This is a genomic window from Cellulosimicrobium sp. BMG9.23 (assembly GCF_059159985.1).
In genome coordinates, this window is the sequence record NZ_JBZGBZ010000002.1 from 1 (window position 1) to 20,354 (window position 20,354).

A 20,354-nucleotide genomic window follows, 5' to 3' on the forward strand; every position below is an offset into this window, starting at 1 on the left:
GAGTCACCGACCCGTCTGCGCCCAGGATCATGTCCGCGGCCCAGAAGGCGCTACGCGAGTTCACCCGTTCGGAGAAGCTGCCGGCGACTTTGTCCAGGTCGGCGGCCGTGTTCAGCGCCAGGTGCTCGTTGCCAGCCATCCGCAGCGCATCGGTGAGTGGCCCGCTCGTGAGCACACGGAGGATGTCCGGCGCCTGGGTGAGCATGTGGTCGAGCGCATCCCGGCCGATGATCGAGACTCGCACCTTGCTCTTGGCCTTGAGCTTGCGAACCCACTTGCGCTCGTCCGTCGTCGGGTTCCTCGGAACGACCAGCACCCACGAGTCGGGGTTGTGCTTCATCGCAGAATTGAAGGAGTTCGTGATCTGCGTACGACGGGTCTTGCTGAACCCACCGGAGAACCCCTCGGGGAAGTACTTCAGCTGGTAGATCGTGGAGATGGTGCCGTCCGGCTCGGTGACGTCGACGTCGATGCCCTCATCCCCACCGCGTCCGTCGATGGCTTGCGCCGTCCCCGGACCGGCCTGGTGCTTGCGCTGGAGCAGCAGCTCGACGGCACGCTCGAACGCTTCTCGGCCGCACCGGTCCCACGGGTACAACGGCTCGTCACTGCCACTCATCGTCGACCCCCCGAATGCGTTTGCTCCTGGGCACCGTAACGGCACTCACCCAGGCGGAGCCCACCGCGGCGCATGCCTACGCGGGTGAAATCTGCAAGCGGTTCGCCTGCGCACGCGCTAGAACCCACCTCCAGCCGTCCACGGTTCGTCGCGATCGGTCACCGCGGTGGCTCGCCTCACGGCAAGCTTCGTCACTTTCAGCCCGTGGTCGGTTCCTCCGGGGTGGGGTTGCGTTCCTGGAGCGCGCCGCCGGTCAGGGACGGTCGGCCGCTCAGCTCAGGGGCAGCGCTAGGCTCGACCGCGGAATTGAGGTGAGCTCCCCCATGGGAAACGAACAGCCCGGACTGGATACCACCGCAGAGATGGCCGTCGCTGTGGCGGGTGACTGGCACGGGGATCTCACGCACGCGCGCCTCGTCATCGAGCGGTGCGTCGAGTTCGGCCTGACGACAATCCTGCACGTCGGCGACCTCGGGATCGGGCCCTGGCCGGACGAGGAGGTCGACTTCGCCGGCGAGCTGAACCGAGCCCTTCAGGAGGCAGGCGTGACGCTGCTCGTGTCTCCGGGGAACCACTCACATCACGACCGGCTCGAGCGCGAACCGCTCGACGCTGCCGGCATGATCGACCTCGGCTCCCACCTGCGTGCGCTGCCCCGCGGGCATCGATGGATGATGGGCAGCCGACGGTTCGGTGCGCTCGGCGGCGCCGTCTCGATCGACCGCGACCGCCGCGTGGCCGGGCTGACGTGGTGGCCACAGGAGGCTCCGACGCAGGCCGATGTCGACCGCCTCGGCGACGAGGACCTCGATGTGCTGATTACGCACGACGCACCGGCGGGCATCGAGCTGTCCTCGTGGGTGACCGGCATCTCGGCCGAGTTATTGAACGAGGCAGCCCGCACGCGCCTATTGCTCTGGCAAGCGGTTGAGCGGACCCGGCCCGGGCTCGTGCTCTGCGGTCACTGGCACCGGCGCCGTACGCTGCCGCTCGAACGCGAGGACGACGGCGTCACGATGGTCGAGGTGCTGTCGGAGGAAGGCACCATCGGCAACGTGGTGCGCCTCGACGTCGAGACGCTGGAGGTTACGCCGATTCGCTCCCCGCGCTGGGGTTGAGTTCCGCTTTGAACACTCGGCGAGCACGCTGGGACGCGGCGTACTGGCGGTCCTCGTCATCGAGCACTGCCGCGTACGCGGCGTATCCGGCGTGGGACGCCTCCCGCTGCGAGCAGTCGCACGGCTGAGGCGTCAGGTCGAGCGCCGCGACCTCGGCGCTCAGGTCAGTGCTCACCGCGTCGTACATCGCGCGCGCTTCGTCGCTCCAGTGCAGCTTCGCCTCGCTCGCAACCTCGTCAAAGGGCTTCGTCGGGGGCGTGGGGGGCGTCCCCTCACCATCGTGCCGGTGTCGTAGGTGAGTCTCACAGATCTCCCAGCAACTCGGCGAGGACGTCCTCGATCTCGCGCTGTTCATAGTCGACGAGCGTGAGGGCTGCGTCCAGCGCGCGCATGACGGCCAGCACACGACCCAGCTCGGCACGAGGACGCCGGCCCCGCTCGACGTCGATGATGAAGGCGCGCGAGACGTTGGCGCGTTCAGCCAGGCGCCCTTGCGTCAGCCCGGCTTGCTCACGACGCTCGCGCAGAGCAGCGCCCAGGGTGAATCTCGTTGAGGACGGTTCGCATGAAAGTCATGGTCCGGTGACAAACCGGAAAGTCACGGCTCTGTGACAATCTCGCCTGGTTGGGCATGGCGCCGCGGTCGGGCTGAGCCCGTTGTCGAGCGTCGGTGTCACCGGCCAGCCGTACCGTCGAAACATGACGTCCGAGGTCGACTGGTCGCGCTGGGAGAAGGTGCGCGGCGGGTGGGTGCGCGTCTCACCGTCGGGCTGCCCGCGCGGTCACCGGTGGTCATCCTCCGGACGCAACAGGCCACGCGAGGCGAACGTGGCGTGCGCATGCACGATCGAGCGGTTCCACGTCCTGTGGCAATGCCCGGCGTGCGGGATGTACTGCGCCGAGGGATGCACAGACCCGTCGAAGTGGTCGGTGCATCAGACGCCGGTGGACGCTGCCGAGCGTGGGCGCGGCGCTGTCTAGCGCCGTGAAGTACGGACCTCGGGTCGTCGTAGACAGCCAGGTCAAGCGACCTCATCTAGTGGCGCCGGGGTGCTCTCATCGCCTACTTCAGGTAGACCGCGACCATGACCTTGCCATCGTCACGGCTCGCAGGATCCGAGGCGTAGGTGCCGCCAGCCCGGCCGAGCTTCCGGAGTGCACGGCGACCGCACCGCCGATACTGCGCGACGCCGTCGACGTCGGTCGCGTCGAAGAACGTGAATGGTTGCTGTTGATGCTGCATGATGGTCACCAGGTCCGCGGTGAGATCGTCGTCTCGCATAGTGATCCATGGTACCGGCGGCGGGCGCCTAGGTGTACTGACTCGCACCGTTGTTGACGCAGTCGATGGGGCGCTGGCCGCCGATGCCGAGCGCAGGTGTCACCTATCCGTGCGCCGAGTGCTGCTCGGGGCTCGTCTGGTGGCTTCTTCACCATGAGGGGCCTTCCGTCTCCCGGCAGGGTGTCTAGTCGCTGACACGTTCCAGTACGTCAGCGGCGACGCGGCGGCGCGCAAGTCGGGGTCCGCTTCGAGGGGGTCCACCAGGGCTCGGATGACGTCCGAGTGAGCCATCCGGGCCACGCCGCGCTGGATGGCGAGGTCGGCAGAGTGGGTCACGGGGCGGCGGAGGCGGGCGGGGTAGCCCCGAGGCGGCCTTCGCCATGCGAACGGCGGGTGACTGGGTGGTGCTCATCAGTCCTTCTCCTCGGTGTCGGTAGGTGCAATGGCCTTGTAGAGGGTGGGGCGGCTGACGCCGAGCTCTCGGGCGATGCGCGCCTTCGGGATGCCGGCGGCGATGCGCTGGCGGATCTCGTCCACCTGCGCGCCGGTCAACTTCGGGGCCTTTGCGTAGCGGCCAGCCTTTCTGGCGATCGCGATGCCCTCTGCCTGCCGCTCGCGGATCAGGCCACGCTCGAACTCGGCGATCGCGCCGAGGACGCTCAGGAGCAGCGTCGCGCGGATGTCCTCACGGCCCGGCTCGAAGGCGAGGCCCTCCTTGATGAAGATGATGCCGACGCCCGCCCCCGTGAGCTCCTTGACGAGGCGGTGCAAGTCGCCGACGGAGCGCGCGAGCCGGTCCATTGAGGCGACGAGGACGACGTCGTCAGCCCGGGTCCAGCGCAGCAGATCGGCCAGCGCGGGGCGGCCCTGGCGGTCCTTGCCGCTGACGAGGTCCTCGAAGATCTGTGGGCGGGCAGGCCACGGCGGGTGGCCTCCTCGGTCACGGCTTCCAGCTGACGCGCCGGGTTCTGGTCGACGCTACTCACGCGAATGTAGGCGGCGACGCCACCGGCGTGCGCGACTTTCTGGTTCTCGGTCATCGGGCCCTCTCGCGAACGACTGTCAACAGGTCCAAGATCCCCTGTCCTTCTGTGTAATCACTCCACGCGACAAGTTCCCTGGACATGGAGTTCCGCGGATCGAAGTAGTGGAGAACCGGTGTCAACGAGGTCTACCTCCTTGACGGCCCCTGGGTGCGGAGGATCCCGGCGTTTTACGCACCAGGGGCCCCTCGCGGCCACGTCCAACCGCGGGCTCGGAGCTCCGTGAGCACACCCACCCCTATACGGCGCCATTCGCGCCAGGGTGACGTTCAGAGCGCGAACGGCACCGCGTCGCCCGCCTCCGCCTCGTCGATGACCGCGATGGGGTGGGGCCCGAGCAGCTCCACAGTCACCGTGAACGCCTGCGGACGGACGCGCGGGTGGTTGCGGGCGTTGCGGGTCTTGAACCGCACGTCGACCGGGGTTCGGCTCTTCGTCTCCTGCACCGCCTTGAGTGCCGCGAAGGCCAGCCGGGCCAGCCCGCGCTCGTCGTCGTCCAGCAGAGCCTCGACGTCGAGCTCGCCACCACGCACCGGCGTCGCGTGCGCCAGGTAGGCCCCCGCGGTCACCAGGACGGGCATGCCGCGCCAGCCGATAGCCTCGGCGGTCTCGGTCACCTCGATGAGCTCACGACGCTGTAGGCGCCAGCCCAGGCCCTCACGGCGCACGATGCGCTCCCACTGCTCCTGCTCGCTGATCTCCTTCATGCATGGGCAGTGGATGCGGCCGCGAGGAAAATCCCCGGGCACGGCGAGCCCAAGAGGAAAACGCGGAGATCAGCCTTCGGGCCGGCCCCGCGTACTAATTCGTCGGTCGGCGAGGTCAACGAAGAAGCGCTACGCGCATGCGCGAAATGTCAGGCGGCCACGTCGAGGCCACCCGCATCGAGCCGTGCTGGACTTGAGACCGCCGGTTCAGCGGTGATCGATATCCTCAGTCGGGTCGGCACGAATTACCCCCGGAGGACGACCTCGCGCGGTCCGTCGCCGGATAATCACCGGGGCGCTTCAGTACACTATTCACGGCAGTACTTCCCAGGATCTGGGTGCACACCGGGACCGGTTCGCGCTCAAGGCAACAGTTTTCCTGTGCTGTGCGGCGTGGACGAGCCGGCACGGCTCCAGCGTCCCTGGCTGTCACGACGGCAAGTACGCCTTGCCGACCTCGAGCAGCAATAGCACACTGCGAGGTAACCGGCCTGCGGGGTGAGTCAGGGTCGGTCGGGTTCAGCGCCGCACCGGCGACCACTGGGTCGCCCTCGACCTGGCGCCTGAGGTTGTACCCAGGGTGGTTGGGATGGTTCAGCAGCGAGCCGTCATGTCGGGAGCGGGTGCCGCGCTGCGCGCGACGGTCGCAGCGGTGCTGTTGGCGCTGCTGAGCGCGACGGCGCTCGCGCCGCTGCCTGCGGGGGCGGAGGACGTCGCCGGGCCGGATGTCGCGGCCGCGGCCGCCGCGGAACCTGTCGAGGCGGTGCCCGCTGAGGTGTCTGTGCCTGAGCCGCCCGCCCCGGAGGTGGAGCCGGTCGAACCAGCAGCACCCGAACCACCAGCTCCCGAGCAAGACCCAGCGACACCGGCACCCGCGCCCGAGCCGGAACCCGCCCCGGAACCTGCCGAGGAGCCGGCGCCCGAACCGCAGCCCGAGCCTGCCCCGGAGCAGGGCGAGGAACCGGCACCCGAGCCCGCCGGTACGGACGAGGAACCGGCACCCGAGCCCGCCGGTACGGACGAGGCACCGGCCGACCAGGCGGCAGAGCCCGGTGACCTTCCCGTGCAGCCGTTCGACGTGGTGCCCGGCTCGGTCGTGGACGTGACGATCAACGTCGCGGGCCCCACCGCCGCGGTCGCCGGTGAGGCGTTCACCTACACGGTCACGGTGGGGAACAACGCGCTGGCCGACGCGGACGGGTCCGTGTTCACGGTCGCGATGCCGCTCGGTGCGACGGGGGTCCAGGCCACGTGCGCCGGTGCGGGCGGTGCGGGGTGCCCGGCCGCGCTGTCGGTCAGCAACACCCAGGTCGGCGGGACGGTCGGGCTGCTGCCGCACCAGGGCCTGGTGACGGTGACGATCACCGGGAACTACGCCGCCTCGCCCGCGACGCTGCGCCCCTCCGTGACCGCGACGGGCACCGTGACCCCGCCGGCGACCACGACGGACTCCGACCCGGCGTCGAACACCAGCACGGTGAGCACGACAGTGAACAACACCGCGAACATCACGATCACCCAGGTACAGTCCTCGACCACGATCGCGCCGGGCAGCCCGAACACGTACACGGTGACGTACACGAACAACGGCCCGGCAGCCGCCAACGGCGGCGAGCTGCGCGGCTCGCTCCAGTTCCCCACGGTCGTGTACGCCACCGCGAACATCTCCGCGACGTGCGCCTCAACCGGTGGCGCAACATGCTTTGAGCCCACGACCAGCGTCGTGATCGGCTCACCCTCCTCCTACGCCTACCGGTACACGATCGCCACCTTCCCGGTGGGGTCCACAGTGACGGTCACCTACACCGGTGACCCAGTAGCGCGTACCCCCGTGGCATGCGGGAACACCCTCACCAACTTCACCGCCTACGCCTACTACTCCGCTCCCCCGGGCCTGGCACCAATAAATGCATCGGCCACCGTCGTCGGCGCGAGTGCACCGGGCACCGACCCGTGCCCCATCACCGACCTGGGGATCACCAAGACCCAGGACAAGAACACGATCGCACCGGGCTCCCCGACGACGTACACCCTGACGGCGACGAACTATGGGCCGTTCGACGCCCATGGCGCCCGCATCGGCGACTCGTGGGTCTCACCGGACGAATCGTTCGGCACCGCGAACATCAGCGTGTCATGCACCGCCAACGGTGGAGCTGTGTGCCCCACCGTGACCACGACCTCGATCACCAGAAGCCCTACCGGCCCCAGCTGGCCCATCCCCACGTTCCCGGTCGGTGGAAGCGTGACGCTCACCATCGTCTTCGACCTCGTGCCGGGCGTGACGTGCATTCAGAACCCGAGCCCGAACCCGATCCTGACCAACACCGGCACGATCACTGTCCCAGCGGGAATCCGCGAAAACACGCAGATCGTTTCGCAACCCAACACCGCGTCCGTCCAGAGCACCTACACGCCGGCACCCCAGTGCCCGGAGACGGACGTCGCCACCACGCTGATGACGAGTTCGAACTCCATCTACCCTGGCGAACCGCTCAACCTCACGCTCACGCTGGTGAACCAGGGCCCAGCAGCAGCCGACGACGGCACCGTCTTGATCCGGCAGCTCATCCCATCTACGACGACCGGCTTCATCCAGCAGATGAGTTACACGCTGGTCGGTTGCACGGCGTCAGGTGGTGCGGTGTGCCCGCCCGTCCCGAGCGCCACCAGCAGCGTTGCCACCAACGTCGGGAACCTGCGGCCCTTCGGTGCCACCGGCACCTGGGGTCCGCTGCCACCGGGCGCGAGCCTGACGTTTGACTACCGCATTGACATCGCCCGCACCCTGCCCGCTGGCTGCGGCTCCAACACTTCCGGGACTATCACCTACGACTCGGCGTCCATCATGCCGACCACGGCCCGGGACTCGGTCCCCCTGAACAACGCGAGCAGTTTGTCGGTGACCACGTCGTGCGCGGACGTGTCAGTCAACAAGACGGTCGCCCCCGCCTCGGTGCAGCGCGGGCAGCCGGTGACGTTCACCGCCCGGGTCACCAACGCCACGGCCGTCTTCGCGGCGACGAACGTCGCGTTCTCCGACCCGCTGCCGGTCGGGTTCATCTACGGCGCGGCCACCTGCACACCGAGCTCGGCAACCTCGACGTGCGGGCCGGTGTCCTACGACCCGGCGACCCGGACCGTGTCCTCGACCATCCCGACCCTGGGGGTGAGTCCCGGGTTCGTGACGTTCACCATCACCGGGACGGCGAGCCCCGTCCCGGGCACGTTCCAGAACGTCGCCACCGCGAACTCGACCCCGGGGGCGCCGAACCGGTTCTGGGACCCGAACCTCACGTCGAACACCAGCTCGGTGTCACTCACGGTGTTCAACACCGCCTCCCAGGTGCCCGTGACCAAGAACCTGGTCGGGCTGCCGACCGGTGGCGCACCCGCGGACCTGACGTTCACCGGGACCATCACGTGCGACTTCGAGGGCGCCAAGACGTGGTCGGTGACTATCCCCGCCGGCGGTGCCAGCGCCACCGCCTCCCCCGTGGCGGTCTACGACGGGCAGCTCTGCTCGGTGGCGGAGGACCCGCCGCCGGACCTGCCGGACGGGTTCAACTGGGTCGGGTCGGGCGTCGTGTCCCCGGCGAGCCTGATCGTGGACGGCCCCACGTTGCAGTACCCGGTCACGGTGACGAACCGGCTGACACCCAACGCCGTGCTGTCGCTCGCCAAGACGGTCGACAAGACCCAGGCGACGGTCGGTGACGTCGTGACGTTCTCCTACCAGGTGACCAACGGCGGCACCGACCCGGTGAGCGACCCCGTGGTGACCGAGACCGGGTTCACCGGCACCGGACCGTTCACCGGCCCGGTCTGTCCTGCTGGTGAGCTCGCGCCCGGGGCGAGCGTGAACTGCCCCGCCCCGCCGTACACGATCACGGCGGCCGACGTCGCCGCGGGCCTGGTCACGAACTCCGCCTATGCGACCGCGACCCCGCTGGCCGGGCCCGAGCCACGCACGGAGCCGACGGCGGTGAGCGTGCGGACCGTCGAACCGCCCGCCCTCACGCTGACCAAGACCGTCAACCCGACGTCGCTGGACACCCGCACGGAAGCGGTGTTCGAGTTCCTCATCACCAACACCGGCGGGGTGCCGCTGACCGGCATCACGATCACCGAGACCACGTTCACCGGGACCGGACCCATCCCCCAGGTCGTGTGCCCCGCAGCCGGTGAGACCCTCGTGCCGGGCGAGTCGACCGAGTGCTTCGCCCCCTACGCCCCCACCCAGGAGGACTTCGACGCCGGCCGGGTGAAGAACGTGGCCGTCGCGACAGGAACCGCACCGGACGGGTTCACGGACCCGGTCTCGCCCGAGGCCATCGCGGAGCTGACGCTCGTGCCCGACACCACCGCCACCCTGGACAAGTCGGTCTCTCCGACCGGGCCCGGCGCGGTGCGCGAGGGCCAGGAGCTGACGTTCTCGTTCGTCGTCACGAACGAGGGCACCGTCACGATGCGCGGGTTCAGCATCACCGAGACGGACTTCACGGGCTCGGGTGAGCTGTCGGACGTGCAGTGCCCGAACGAGGCCGTCGCCCCGACCGAGCAGGTCGTGTGCACCGCGACCTACACCGTGACGGCCGCCGACGTCGAAGCCGGGTCGCTGACCAACACGGCCGTCGCGCACGGCGTCGGGCCGAACGGCGAGGACATCACCACCGAGCCCGACACCGTCGACGTCACGGTCGAGCCGGACCCGGCGCTCAGCCTGACCAAGACGGTCGACGCGGACGCGACCGAGGCCGGGCAGGTGCTGACCTACACCTTCGAGGTCGTCAACACCGGCAACGTCACCCTGGCGGGCCTGACGATCCTCGACGACCCGTTCACCGGCACGGGCGGCGCTCCGGCGGTCACCTGCGAGGCCGACAGCATCGCCCCCGCGCAGACCGTGACGTGCACCGCTGAGTACACCGTCACCGACGCCGACATGCGCACCACCGAGATCACCAACACCGCCGTCGCCCGCGTCACCACCCCCGCCGGCACCGAGTTCTCCTCGAACCCCTCCGACGCCGTCGCGGCCGTCGACACCGTGGACCCGACCGCGCTGACGATGACCAAGACGGCGGACGTCACCGAGATCACCGCCGCCGGCCAGGTCGTCACCTACACGTTCACCATCGTCAACACCGGCGGCACCACCCTGACGAACGTGCTCGTCAACGAAGGTCCCTTCACCGGGGTCGGCGGCCCACCGGGGGTGCTGTGCCCCGACGCCCAGGCCGCGTCGCTCGCCGTCGGCGCCACCCTGATCTGCACCAGCCAGTACACCGTCACCCAGGCCGACATCGACTCCGGTGACCTGGTGAACACCGCCACCGCCACCGCCTCGCCCCCGCCCGGCGACACCCCACCGGCCCCGGCGATCGACTCCATCGTCATCCCGGCGACGTTCGCGCCCGAGCTGACGATCGTCAAGGAGGCCGACACCGAGACGTACGCCCTCGGCGACGAGCTGACCTACACCTTCACCATCACGAACACCGGCAACGTCACCCTCGACGACATCGCCGCCGTCGAGGCCGAGTTCACCGGCAACCAACCAGTGCAGGTTACGTGCCCCGACACCGAGCCCTTGGCACCCGGGGACGTCACGACGTGCACCGGCACGACCACCGTCACCCAGGCCGACATCGACGACGGCACCATCACCAACGCCGCGCTCGCCGTGGGCGTCCCGCCGTTCGGCGGACCGGCCCAGTCCCCGCTCGACGACGTCACCAGCACCGCCGACCAGGCCCCGGGGCTCGCGCTCGTCAAGACGGCCGAACCCGCCACGGTCACGGCCGCCGGACAGCAGGTCGTCTACACCTTCGCCCTGACCAACACCGGCAACGTGACGCTCACCGCACCGGCCGTCGTGGAAGGCGACTTCACCGGCACCGGACCCGCACCGACCCCCGTCTGCCCGGACGCCCCCATCGCACCGGCCGAGCAGGTCGAGTGCACCGCGACCTACACCGTGACCCAGGTCGACATCGACACCGGGACCGTCGAGAACACCGCGACCGCCACCGGCACCGACCCCGACGGCGAGACCGGCACGTCCACCCCGAGCACCGCCACCGTCACCGCGCAGGCCGTCGCCGAGCTGACCCTGCTCAAGACCGTCACCCCCGTCGACGACACCACGGTCGCGGGCGACGAGGTCACCTGGTCCTTCCAGGTCACCAACACCGGCGCCCTCACCCTGACCGACGTCGCCGTCGTCGAGCAGGCCTTCACCGGCACCGGACCTCAGCCCGAGCCGACCTGCCCGAGCACGACGCTGGCGCCCGCGCAGGCCATCACCTGCACCGCGCCGTACACGCTGACGCAGGCCGACCTGGACGCCGAGGAGGTCACCAACACCGCGACCGCGACCGGCACCCCCCAGGTCGGCGACCCCGTCGAGTCCGACCCGTCGACCGCCGTCCTGACCCGCACCCCGTCCCCGGCCGTCGCACTGCTCAAGACCGCGGACCCGACCGTCGCCGAGGTCGCCGGCACGGTGGTGACCTACACCTACGCGGTGACCAACACCGGCAACGTGTCGCTGTCCGCCCTGGACATCACCGAGACCGAGTTCACCGGCACCGGCACCGCGCCCGCACCCACCTGCCCCGCCGTGATGCTCCAGCCCGGCGAGTCCGCGGACTGCACCGCGACCTACACGGTCACCAGCACCGACCTGCCCATGACCGAGGTCGTCAACACCGCCGTCGCATCCGGCACCTCCGGGCTGCCCGCCCCCGCGACCACGCTCGCGTTCGCGCCGTCGGGCCCGACGACGCCGACGCTCACCGCCCAGCCGTCACCGTTCGCCGCGGTGCCGCTGCTGGCCGTCGCCGCCCAGGTACAGACCGTCACCTCCGAGGCCTCCACCGCCGTCGTCACGATGCCCGGCGCCCAGCCCGGACCCGCACCCGACCCCGACCCGGGCCCGACCGCCACACCGGGACCCGCCGATCCGGGCGGACCCGACCCCCGCACCCGGGGCGGGCCGGCCGACGTCGCGACGACCGGCACCGACGTGGGACCGCTGCTGTGGCTCGTGGTGGTGCTCGCCCTGGCCGGTGTGCTCGCCGTGGTGGTCTCACGACGGCCGACCGTGCGCCCCAGGCGCTTCGACTGACGATGAGGTGGCCACTTGCCGTGAACCGGCGGCCCGCTAGCTTGATCGTTGAACGCTGCGATCCGAGAGCCGGCCGACGTGCCGGCCTCGACGCGACCGGGGCGCGACCTGCCGCCGGCCAGTACACCCGCCAGACCGCGAGCGACGAGGTCGAGCAGATGGCCGTTCTCCCCAGCCCACGCAAGTTCGTCTCGGCCGTGCTCGCCCTCGCGTTGGCGTTGGCGGGTCTGGTGGTCGCTGCCGTCCCCGTGACCGCCGCGCCGACAGGACAGGGCTGCAACTACTCGACCCTCGCGACCGACGAGGATCTACCGCTGTGCTGGCTGGACATGAGCGCGTACGACGAGTCGCTGGCGGGCAGTGCTGCGGGCCAGGAGATGGTCATGTCCTTCCGCAACAGCGGCTACACCCTGAGCTACACGCTGACGAGAACTGGTCGCCCGTTCGCGCCGTCGCCGCTGCCGGTCGTCACCGACGCCTTCCTCGGCGGCCCCTCGTCCATTGCCCGCAGTGTTGCCGGACTGCCGGGTCTGTACCAGGTGGGTGAAGCCGTCGACCAGGCGGCCACGAGCACCATCACCATGTCAAACATCGTCATGCGCGACGCCAACGGATCCCCGGTGACCCGGTACTCCCTCGTCGCGGCCGACGCGGAGACCACCACGACCGGCGAGAGCAACACGTGGACGTCGGACAAGCCGATGCGTACGCAGATGCTGCCGCGCAACGCATGCTCGGACTTCCAGGGCGTAGGCACCACGACGGTCACGTGCTCGGGCAGCGACGCGGACGTTCGCTACGGCGCCCCGGGACTTGCCGCGGACAGCCCGTCCTTCATGCAGGTGTCGATCCAGAACGGCGAGACGGGTCGCCAAGGCGTGGCGTTCGGGGTGGTGGTGGCGAAGGTCCGCATCAACAAGTACGTCCAGGACCGGGTCGACCCGGCGGACGACTTCGCGATCACGATCGCCACCAAGGGCGGGCTGGTGCTCGGGTCGGCGACCACCGGTCCAACTGCACGGGCAACGACCGTGGTGGAGTTCATCGGCGCGACTCCTGTCGACGCGTTCGTCGACGCGTCCGAGACGACCATCTCGGGCGACTCAGGCGGCTACTCGGCGTGGTTTATATGCCACAAGCGGAGCTCTCCGGAACCGCCACCACCACCAACGGGACCCCCGGGGGGCATGAAGCAGAACGTGTCCACCAATCTCCTACGGGTGAGCACGTGCGACTTCTACAACGCGCCTCGCCCCATCAATCTGACGCTCACCAAGGCCGACCAGCCGACAGACCTGGACGGCGACGGCCTGATCGGCCCCGGGGACACCATCTCGTACACGTTCACGGCCACGAACACCGGGACCCAGCCCCTGACCGACGTGACGGTGCTCGACCCGCTGCTGGCCGACCAGGTCACCTGCCCACCGGCGACCCTCGAACCGCAGGACTTCGTGACGTGCACCTCGGACGTCCCGCACGTCATCGCCGTCGAGGACATCGTCCCCGGACCGCTGACCGGCAAGGTCGTCAACACCGCCTACGCGACCGCCAACGTGCCCGACACCGGGGGTGTCGAGGTGTCGAACACCGCCAGCACCTCGACGTCGGCAGAGGTGGCTCAGCCGGAGCTGTCGTTGGCCAAGACCGTGTCACCACTGACCGCCTCCGCGGCGGGGGACGTGGTCACGTACACCTACGAGGTGTCCAACACCGGCAACGTCGACGTCACCGAACTGGGCATCGAGGAGGCAGAGTTCAGCGGCGCGGGCACGTTGCCTGTCGCCGAGTGCGACCGCAGCGTCGTGTCGCCGCAGGGTGTCGCGACGTGCACCACCACCTACGAGCTCACCCAGGCCGACGTCGATGCGGGCGCCGTGACGAACGAGGCGACGGCGACCGGGTCGAGCTCGGCCGGCCGGGTGGAGTCTCCGCCGTCGGGCGCGGAACTCACGGTGGACCGCGAGCCGGGGATCGCCCTGGTCAAGTCGGTCGCCCCGAACGACCCCGCCTCGTTCACCGTCGGGCAGCAGCTGACCTACTCGTTCGTCGTGACGAACACGGGGAACACCACGCTGTCCGACGTCGCGGTCGCCGAGACCTCGTTCTCCGGCGCGGGCCCGCTGTCGGCCATCGACTGCCCGCCGGGTGTTGCCAGCCTCGCGCCAGCGGACCAGGTCGTGTGCACCGCCACCTACACGGTGGCGCAGGCCGACGTCGACGCAGGGACGCTCACCAACGACGCCCTGGCGACGGGCACCCCGCCGGCCGGAGCGGACGTCTCGGCGCCGTCAGGCACCAGTGTGGCCGGTGAGCCCGACCCCGCGCTGATCGTCACGAAGACCGCCAAGCCGCAGGCGGTGAGCGCGGCAGGGCAGGTCATCGAGTACACCGCCAAGGTCACCAACACCGGCAACGTCTCGCTGTCCGGGTCCGCGCAGGAGGCCGCCTTCACCGGCACGGGCACACCCCCCGTGCTCACCTGCCCCGCGCCGGCGCCGTCGCTGGTGCCCGGTGAGTCGGTGGAGTGCACCGGCTCCTACACCGTGACCGAGGCGGACATGGCCGCCGCGACGATCGAGAACACCGCGACCGCGACGGGCGTGACCACCGGTGGAGTACCGGCGCCGCCCGCGGATCCGTCCACCGCGACGGTGCAGGTCGACCCGGTCGAGTCCCTGACCCTGGTCAAGACCGCATCCCCGGACCAGGTCAGCGCAGCAGGTCAGAGCGTGACCTACTCGTTCGCGGTGACGAACACCGGCACCGTTCCGGTCACGGCAGTGTCCGTGGCGGAAGCCGACTTCACCGGCACGGGCACACCGCCGGTCATCGCGTGCCCGGGCGCGGCAGCATCCTTGGCTCCATCGGACACCGTGACGTGCACCGCCACCTACGTCGTGACGCAGGCGGACATCGACGCCGGCCAGGTCACGAACACGGCGGTCGCCTCGGGCCAGACGACCTCCGCCGGTCTGATCTCCTCCGACCCGGACACCGCCGTCGTCACAGCTGTCGAGAACCCGAACCTGACCATGACCAAGACCGCGTCCGGGCCGTTCGTCAGTGTCGCGGGGAGCGTCGTCGACTTCGAGTTCATGGTGACGAACACCGGCAACCGCACCCTGACCGATGTGGGCATCGTCGAGGACGTGTTCACCGGCACCCCGGCCGCTCTCGTGCCGACCTGCCCGCCGCAGGCCGCCTCGTTGGCGCCGGGAGACACCGTCACCTGCACCGCGTCGTACCCGATCACGCAGGCCGACGTGAACTCCGGCGGCCTCTGGAACCGGGCCTTCGCCCGTGGCACCAGCCCCACCGGCGCACCGACGGACTCGGCGCCGTCGACCAAGATCGTCCAGCTCGCCTCCTCCCCCGCGCTCACCTTGATCAAGTCGGCCGAGCCGACCGCGGTGGCTGCCGCGGGTGAACAGATCACCTACTCGTTCGAGGTCACGAACACCGGGAACGTCACGGTCTCGGACGTCGCCGTGGTGGAGGACTCGTTCACCGGCACGGGGACGGCCCCCGTGGTGACCTGCCCGCCCGCGGCCGCATCGCTGGCCCCGGCGGCAAGCGTCACGTGCACCGCGACGTACGTCGCGACGCAGGCCGACATCGACGCGGGAGGCGTGCAGAACACCGCAACCGCGCAAGGCAGCCCACCGGAGGACCGCACCCCCTTGGGTACCTCGCCGCTGGGCGAGCCGTTCGCGGCTGTGGCCGCGCTGGCGGCGGCCCCGGTGCTCAGCGAACCCGACGAGGCGGTCGTGACGGCCGTCGTCGCGCCCGAGCTGTCCGTGGTGAAGAGCGCCGACGCGGCGACCTACACCGCGGGCCAGCCGATCACCTTCGACTTCCGGGTCACCAACACCGGGAACGCCACCATGACCGACATCGGCATCGACGAGGTCACGTTCACCGGAACCGGCACCACCCCCGCTCCGGTCTGCCCGCCCGGAGAGCTGGCCCCCGGCGCATCGCTGACATGCACCGCGAGCTACACCGCGACCGGCGCCGATGTCGGGGCAGCGCACGTGGACAACGTGGCCGCCGCGACCGGGACCGCCGCGGGCGTCACCGGCGAGCCGGTGGAGTCCGAGCTGTCCTCGGCGGTGCTCGCAGCCGAACAGGCGACCAGCGGCGCCGCGCTGAGCCTGACCAAGACGGTCGACCCGGACCACGTCAGCGCCCTCACCGAAGGCACGGTGCTGACCTACCGGTTCGTGGTCGCCAACACCGGCAGCGTCCCGGTCACCGGCGTGGGTGTCAGCGAGACGTCGTTCAGCGGCTCTGGGCCCACACCGGTCGTCCAGTGCCCGGCAGGGTCCAGCGAGCTCGCACCCGGCGCCAGCGTCGTGTGCACCGCGGCCTACGTGGTGACCGAGCAGGACGCCGACGAACGGACGCTGACCAACACCGCGGTCGTGAGCGGCGTCGGACCCGACGGAGCGGACGTCACGTCCGATCCGTCGACCGCCGCGCTGTCTGCGACGGGCGCCGCTGCGACAGACCTCTCCGCCACCGGCTACGACCCGCGAGGGCTGCTCGGACTGGCGCTGATCCTGACTGCTCTCGGTGCGGCCGCGATCTGGACCCGCACACGGCAGCGGCAGCCTGCCTGACCTCCGCCGGCCACAGCGGCCACCGCCGTCCCGCACGAGGGAGGCCCAGCCATCGCGCCTCGGTCGTGTGGCCCCTGACGTCCAGTTCAGCCCTGGTCGGGAAACACCCGCGCCCAGTCGTCCTGGACGCTCACGACGGTGAAGGGTGTGTCGACGGCTCGGGCGAGGGCGTGCTGTGCGCCTGTGTCGTAGGGCTGATCCCCGCGCCCGGTGTCGTCGTCGTGATGGATGAGGAGGGCGAGCGATCTGGGACTGCCGGTGGTGTACGTCAGCATGGGGATGTCTCCGTCCGCGTTGCCGGCCGCGAAGACGGGTCGCCGTCCCAGGCGTGACCAGATGCGCGCGGGCTTCTGCGGCCCGTCGTCGAGGAAGTCCAGTGCCTCGGTGTATCGCAGGTCGTTCGTGTCGGCGTCGTAGGTCAGCCCGACGGCGGAGCCGATGACTCGTTCGGGCGGGATCCCGTAGAACTCGACGCTGTTGGACCGCATGAAGTCGCGGTCGCCACCGGAGACGATGTAGCAGGTGAAGTCGTGCTCCTCGAGGTAGCGGAGGAGCTCGATCATGGGTTGGTAGACGGTGAGCCGGTAGGGCCGGCGCAGGGTGGGGTGCTCGGCGGTGCGGTAGAACTGGGTGGCCGCGTGGTGGTACTCCTGGACGCTCACGGCGGACGTCGTGGCGAGAAGAGCGGCGACGATGGCCCGGACGTCGGTGTCGTCCCCGTGCTGGTGCCGCTCAAGTGCATCCGTGAACCAGCCCATGTCTCCCGAGGACGCGGCCTGATACGGCTGGCGCCCCAGCAGCGGCGGGTCCGCTGCGGCGGCGGCGCGCCAACGCTCGAGGACGAAGTGCAGCTGCGTCGGCGCGGGCTTCTCGGGCCACAGCGTCCCGTCGTTGTCGAAGACGGCGACCCGCTCGGCTGCGGGCAACGCGTCGCCGCCTGCGCACACGTCGTCGACGAAGGACAGGACGGCCGTGCGCGCCGGACCCTCGTTCCACGACGGCAGCGGTCGTGGGGCGGCGGTGGCGCCGCTCTCGGGGACGCTCATGTGTCGGTCGGTTCGGCGTCCTCGAGCGTCCACTGCTTGTGCATCACCTCGGGTTTGACGCCGTAGAAGCGGAACATCAGCTCGAAGCCGCTCGAGCCTGCGGGGCTGATCGAGTTGGCCGCCGGCCCGTCGCTCTGGTCGCGGCCGAGGTAGACGACGACGGATCCGTCGTCGTCTACCTCCAGGCCGGGGGTCTGGGACGAGACGGAGTACTTCGTGGCGTCGCGGACGAAGGTGTGGTCCTCGGCGTCGTACATCGTGACCGACCAGAACTGGGAGACGGGTACCCCGGCCGGCACGCGGAGCCGGTACGTCCGCGCCGAGTCGAAGAGGTCGCCGTTCGCGTCCCTCAGGCATACCAGGTAGAACTGGCCGACGCCGATCCTCTTGAGCCCGATGAACGCCATCTGATAGATCACGGCGCGGTCGGTGTACGGGTAGACCTGGTCGTCGGCGTAGTTGGTGCTCTGCGCCGCGGCGAAGTCGCTCCCGGCCGGGAAGAACCACTGCCGGCCTTCGACGAACGGTGGCTTGTGCTCGTAGAGCTCACGCAGCCAGTCGTGCGCATCTTGGACAGCGTCCTCCAGGACTGCCACGTGCTGGGCATCCGGGTCGAAGGGCTCGCCCCGGCGGATGCCGATCCCCGCCAGCATCTCCGCGAAGGCGCGGTCCCGCGGCAACCACGGCTCGTCCTGGACGACCTGGTGCAGCGCCTGCCAGAACCGGACGTCGTACGGGATCCGCGTGTCGACGACCTCGCCCTGCAGGTCACGACGGGAGGTCTCCGGCGGGTCGTCCGCCTCGGCCAGCGGGTAGACCTTGATCTGCCGGCAGTACTCGAGCCCGGCGTCCAGGGCCTCCTGGGTGCCTTCGGGAAGCACCGAGCGCAGCAGCGCGTAGACACGCCGGGTGTCGGACCTCAGGACGACGTAGCCCTCGGGGACCACGCCGTCGTAGCCCGGCGGCAGGATCAGATACCTCGCGCCGGCACCCGCGTCCGCCCCGAACTTCCCGACGTCCTCGAGCGGGACCTGCCAGATGTTGCACACGTTCCCGTTGAGGGCATTGTCGCCGCTGCTGGGCGGGATGTCCAGGACGAGGGGTCCGTCGCGGCCCGGGTCCAGGAACGCCATGTAGTAGATCAGGTCGGGGTTGGGGGTGAGCGTCTGGTTGTCCGAGTCGAGCAGTCCCGACCAGTAGACGAACTCGATATCGCCCGCCGGCGCCAGCCGGGCCCGCATCAGCTCGTAGTTCACCGCCGCCATGCCCCAGACAGCGCACTCCACCGCCCTCCGGTGGACGCCTCGGTCGACCGACCCGGTACCTGCATGCTGCACGACAGCTCCTCCCACGGGCGACCGGTGCCGCCCACGCGCTCGGTCAGGACTCGATGGGCTCCACGTCACCCGGACGCCACGCGCCGTCGAACGCCGACTCCTGCGGCCCGTACACCCGGAAGTACGCGAACCACCCGCGCCCCGGCACGGTCTGCGCCCACGCGGTCTCGTCGGCGGGCGGCTGCGGGCCGAAGACCAGCTCGACCTCGTCGCCGTCGAGCCGCTGCGCGAGCTCGAACAACGACCGCAGGGCCGCACGGCCCTGCGCCGCGTCGATCTGGCTGCGTGACTTCGCGTCGTACACGGTGAGCGACCAGAACAGCGACGCGGGCACCGGGAGCGGTACCCGCAGGCGGTACGTGCGCCCCCCGTCCAAGTACGCACCGTCGGCGTCGCGGGCCACGAACCAGTACACCGAACCCGCCCCGGCCTGACGCCGGAACATCGCGGGAGAGGTCGCGATGGCCTGGTAGAACCACGTCTGCCGGGCGTCGACGTCGACGTGGCCCCCGGTCTCGAACGCAGCGTTCTCCGGGCGCAGCGTGACCCACTCCCACTCGCGGTCCTCCCAGACCACCCGGTCCGGCCGGCGGTCCGCGAACGACTGCACACGCATCTGCGCGTCCGCGTCCCTCGCAGCCGCCGTCAGGATGCCCCTGAGCCTGTCGTCGGGGTCGAACGGCTCACCGGCCCGGATCCCGAGGACCGCGAGCTCGCCGACGTAGGCGCGGTCCTCGGGATGCACAGGCTCGGTCCGCAGGTACTCGTGCAGCACGCGCCAGTACTCGAGGGTCCCCTGCACCTCGTTCGGCGTCGTGTCCTGCGAAGTCCCGGTCAGATCGACCCACGTAGGTTCCCGCCAACCATCGTCGTCCTCTACCGGGCGCACACGCACCGAGCGCAGCAGCTCCATCGCAGCCGCGACGTCGCCGCCCTGGGGGATCGCGCGCAGCCCGACCACCACCCGGCTACCCAGAGCGCGATCGACGTGGGCCCCCTCGGGGACCGGACCGTCGTACCCCGGCGGGAGCAGCACGTGCTCTCCCCCGTGGCCCGCATCCGGCCCGGGAAGCCCGACATCCGCTATCCAGCTCTGGTCGACGTTCATCGCGGCACCCAGGATCGGCCCGGGCGGGATCTCCACAACCATCGGGCCCGCCGACAGATCGAGGAGCACCGGCGCACAGGGCGTGTCGGAGTTCAGCGTGAGACCGACCTGCCCGGGCCGTGTGTCCATAGTGCCGAACACCTCGTTCGCCACCACGCCGACCTTCTCGTTGCCCGTGAAGATCGCGACCCCCGACACGGCCGGGAAGAAGTGCTTGTAGCAGACCACGGCTCGCGCGAAGTCGCTCCGGTCGTAGGCCTCCTGCACAGTCCGCTCGTCCGGGAAGCCCTGGTCGAACCGGTAGTCGGTCGTGCGGTCCATCCGTGCCTCCAAGGGC

Annotated in this window: 11 protein-coding genes; 3 read left to right on the forward strand and 8 right to left on the reverse strand. The window is 70.1% G+C overall.

The window, feature by feature from the left end:
• Window positions 1-598 (reverse strand): hypothetical protein (locus tag AC4H2G_RS02125; protein WP_494364115.1); only part of this gene is annotated, 598 nt, incomplete at its 3' end.
• A gap of 344 nt (window positions 599-942) precedes the next feature.
• Between AC4H2G_RS02125 and AC4H2G_RS02130 the strand changes: the two genes are divergently transcribed.
• Window positions 943-1,737 carry a metallophosphoesterase family protein gene (locus AC4H2G_RS02130; RefSeq protein ID WP_494364116.1) on the forward strand — a complete coding sequence of 265 codons (795 nt, stop codon included), beginning with the start codon at window positions 943-945 and terminating at the stop codon, window positions 1,735-1,737.
• A 302-nt stretch (window positions 1,738-2,039) separates the two neighbouring features.
• On the opposite strand, the gene AC4H2G_RS02135 is transcribed toward AC4H2G_RS02130, so the two are convergent.
• The 4 genes from AC4H2G_RS02135 to AC4H2G_RS02150 all read right to left on the reverse strand — a co-directional run bounded on the left by AC4H2G_RS02135 (window position 2,040) and on the right by AC4H2G_RS02150 (window position 4,769).
• Window positions 2,040-2,276, reverse strand: a complete 237-nt coding sequence (locus AC4H2G_RS02135) for a helix-turn-helix transcriptional regulator (protein WP_494364516.1) — start codon at window positions 2,274-2,276, stop codon at window positions 2,040-2,042.
• Window positions 2,277-2,800: 524 nt separating this feature from the next.
• Complete coding sequence (locus tag AC4H2G_RS02140; protein WP_494364117.1) at window positions 2,801-3,019, reverse strand: hypothetical protein; 219 nt, start codon at window positions 3,017-3,019, stop codon at window positions 2,801-2,803.
• A gap of 411 nt (window positions 3,020-3,430) precedes the next feature.
• Entirely contained in the window at window positions 3,431-3,922 is a 492-nt protein-coding gene (locus AC4H2G_RS02145; RefSeq protein WP_494364517.1) for a recombinase family protein, read from the reverse strand.
• A 409-nt stretch (window positions 3,923-4,331) separates the two neighbouring features.
• The gene (locus AC4H2G_RS02150; protein ID WP_494364118.1) at window positions 4,332-4,769 is read right to left on the reverse strand and encodes a hypothetical protein; all 438 of its coding nucleotides are present in this window, start codon (window positions 4,767-4,769) and stop codon (window positions 4,332-4,334) included.
• Window positions 4,770-5,358: 589 nt separating this feature from the next.
• Between AC4H2G_RS02150 and AC4H2G_RS02155 the strand changes: the two genes are divergently transcribed.
• The gene (locus AC4H2G_RS02155) at window positions 5,359-11,901 is read left to right on the forward strand and encodes a DUF7507 domain-containing protein (RefSeq protein ID WP_494364119.1); all 6,543 of its coding nucleotides are present in this window, start codon (window positions 5,359-5,361) and stop codon (window positions 11,899-11,901) included.
• A 158-nt stretch (window positions 11,902-12,059) separates the two neighbouring features.
• Window positions 12,060-16,526 (forward strand): DUF7507 domain-containing protein, encoded by a 4,467-nt coding sequence (locus AC4H2G_RS02160; protein WP_494364120.1) that lies wholly within the window; start codon window positions 12,060-12,062, stop codon window positions 16,524-16,526.
• A gap of 86 nt (window positions 16,527-16,612) precedes the next feature.
• Here AC4H2G_RS02160 and AC4H2G_RS02165 read toward each other — a convergent pair whose 3' ends face one another.
• The 3 genes from AC4H2G_RS02165 to AC4H2G_RS02175 all read right to left on the reverse strand — a co-directional run bounded on the left by AC4H2G_RS02165 (window position 16,613) and on the right by AC4H2G_RS02175 (window position 20,338).
• Window positions 16,613-17,572, reverse strand: coding sequence for an HAD family hydrolase (locus AC4H2G_RS02165; protein WP_494364121.1), 960 nt, complete (start codon window positions 17,570-17,572; stop codon window positions 16,613-16,615).
• Entirely contained in the window at window positions 17,569-18,858 is a 1,290-nt protein-coding gene (locus AC4H2G_RS02170) for a DUF1254 domain-containing protein (RefSeq protein ID WP_494364122.1), read from the reverse strand. The genes AC4H2G_RS02165 and AC4H2G_RS02170 overlap by 4 nt, the downstream gene beginning before the upstream one ends.
• A gap of 94 nt (window positions 18,859-18,952) precedes the next feature.
• Window positions 18,953-20,338: a DUF1254 domain-containing protein gene (locus AC4H2G_RS02175; RefSeq protein WP_494364123.1), complete on the reverse strand. Its 1,386-nt coding sequence runs from the start codon at window positions 20,336-20,338 to the stop codon at window positions 18,953-18,955.
• Window positions 20,339-20,354: the final 16 nt, after the last annotated feature.

Bases quoted from the DNA above. Each gene is read 5' to 3' on its own strand.
- AC4H2G_RS02130 (WP_494364116.1), top strand. From the start codon at position 943: ATGGGAAACGAACAGCCCGGACTGGATACCACCGCAGAGATGGCCGTC.
- AC4H2G_RS02165 (WP_494364121.1), bottom strand. From the start codon at position 17,572: ATGAGCGTCCCCGAGAGCGGCGCCACCGCCGCCCCACGACCGCTGCCG.
- AC4H2G_RS02175 (WP_494364123.1), bottom strand. From the start codon at position 20,338: ATGGACCGCACGACCGACTACCGGTTCGACCAGGGCTTCCCGGACGAG.
- AC4H2G_RS02140 (WP_494364117.1), bottom strand. From the start codon at position 3,019: ATGCGAGACGACGATCTCACCGCGGACCTGGTGACCATCATGCAGCAT.
- AC4H2G_RS02155 (WP_494364119.1), top strand. From the start codon at position 5,359: ATGGTTCAGCAGCGAGCCGTCATGTCGGGAGCGGGTGCCGCGCTGCGC.
- AC4H2G_RS02160 (WP_494364120.1), top strand. From the start codon at position 12,060: ATGGCCGTTCTCCCCAGCCCACGCAAGTTCGTCTCGGCCGTGCTCGCC.
- AC4H2G_RS02150 (WP_494364118.1), bottom strand. From the start codon at position 4,769: ATGAAGGAGATCAGCGAGCAGGAGCAGTGGGAGCGCATCGTGCGCCGT.